Source organism: Stenotrophomonas sp. NPDC077421, from assembly GCF_049545505.1.
Lineage (GTDB): Bacteria > Pseudomonadota > Gammaproteobacteria > Xanthomonadales > Xanthomonadaceae > Stenotrophomonas > Stenotrophomonas nematodicola.
In genome coordinates this window covers 1-1,170 of sequence record NZ_JBMWDP010000090.1, presented here as the reverse complement: position 1 = coordinate 1,170, position 1,170 = coordinate 1, and the positions used below count along the sequence as shown (strand labels likewise).

At 70.2% G+C, this 1,170-nt stretch carries 1 protein-coding gene and 2 pseudogenes; all 3 read left to right on the top strand.

Going from position 1 to position 1,170, the window contains the following annotated elements; genetic code table 11:
* A pseudogene (locus ACPEH1_RS20605) lies at nucleotides 1–631 on the top strand (hypothetical protein); the annotation flags it as partial.
* A gap of 130 nt (nucleotides 632–761) precedes the next feature.
* On the top strand, nucleotides 762–980 hold the full coding sequence (locus ACPEH1_RS20600) for a hypothetical protein (protein ID WP_017355869.1): 219 nt from the start codon (nucleotides 762–764) through the stop codon (nucleotides 978–980).
* Nucleotides 980–1,170: pseudogene (locus ACPEH1_RS20595) on the top strand (hypothetical protein); the annotation flags it as partial. The gene ACPEH1_RS20600 and the pseudogene ACPEH1_RS20595, both read left to right, overlap by 1 nt.

Below are 1,170 nucleotides of genomic sequence, written 5' to 3'. Positions count from 1 at the left end.
GGTTGTTCGCCTCGACAGCCTGCCGGATGCGCGGGCGGCGTGGGACTACTACTCGGCCAACGCCAGTGTCGGCAGTGGCATCGTGTGCGCGCTGTTCGACATGAACCGCAGCGGCGCCGGCATTGCGTGGGACTTCTTCCACCCTGCCAAGGCACGGCCGGCCTTCCTCGATCACGTCGAGGACCGCGACCTGTGGCGCTTTGCCCTGCAGCACACACGCGAGATCTGCGCGACGGTCCACAGTCACCCGTACACGTTCCAGGCGTGGGACGCGCTGGCCGCCGAGACGACCTACTCGCTGTACCAGCAGGGGCTGGTGCTGGAGCGGGCCAGGGCAAAGGACGTGGCCGAGCAGGTCGCGCTGTCGCGCCGGGAGCTGGTGATCGGGAACTACCGCGTGCCGGCGGCGAGCATCCCGCGCGCGCTGGTGAGCGAGGCCGGCCACCTCATGGGCAAGGGCCGGCCGTTCGCCGCCTGCTACTACGACACTGCCTCCGGCCGCGTGTTCAGCCTGCGCTCCACGCCGGACGCGGTGGACGTGAGCGAGGTGGCGGCGCTGTACGGCGGTGGTGGGCATGCGCGCGCTGCAGGGTTCACGGTCCCGCGCGACCACGAGCTGGCGAGGGCCTGACCATGAAGAGGTCAACGTGGGATGCAGTCTTGTTCGTGACGGGATTTTTGGCTGTGCTCGGGATGAGTGCGCCCGCCTGGGCCGGGGTACTGGTGGGGGCAAGCCTGGTGCTGCTGCGGCGGACTGCCTGATGGACTTCAACGCCTACAGCACCCGCAGCAGGTTCGCCGCCGAGATCAACGCAGGGTACTCGGCCCGGCTCAACGGCCAGCGCCTGAGCGACAACCCGCACCTGGTATGGATCGAGTGCGAGACCGAGGACGGCGCCAACCGCCGGGCGGGTGCTCTGAGCGAGAAGGCGCAAGCCTGGCAGCACGGCTGGCGGCTGGCCGACCAGGCCGCGCGCTGATGTGGTCCAAGGCGCCGCCGCCGACCGCAGCCGAGGCAGCCCGCATCGAGGCGTCCAAAGTGGGGCCGTGCATGGCCTGCCTGTCGCTGGTCGCCCAGGAGCTGCTGGCGCCGCCGCTGGTGGTCTATGGCTGCGACTACAACCACGCCAAGAGCGGGAACCTGCGGCGCGGCCACGCGTTCGGGTACGC

Excerpts from the sequence above, each read along its gene's own strand:
- ACPEH1_RS20600 (WP_017355869.1), top strand. The coding sequence starts at position 762 with ATGGACTTCAACGCCTACAGCACCCGCAGCAGGTTCGCCGCCGAGATC.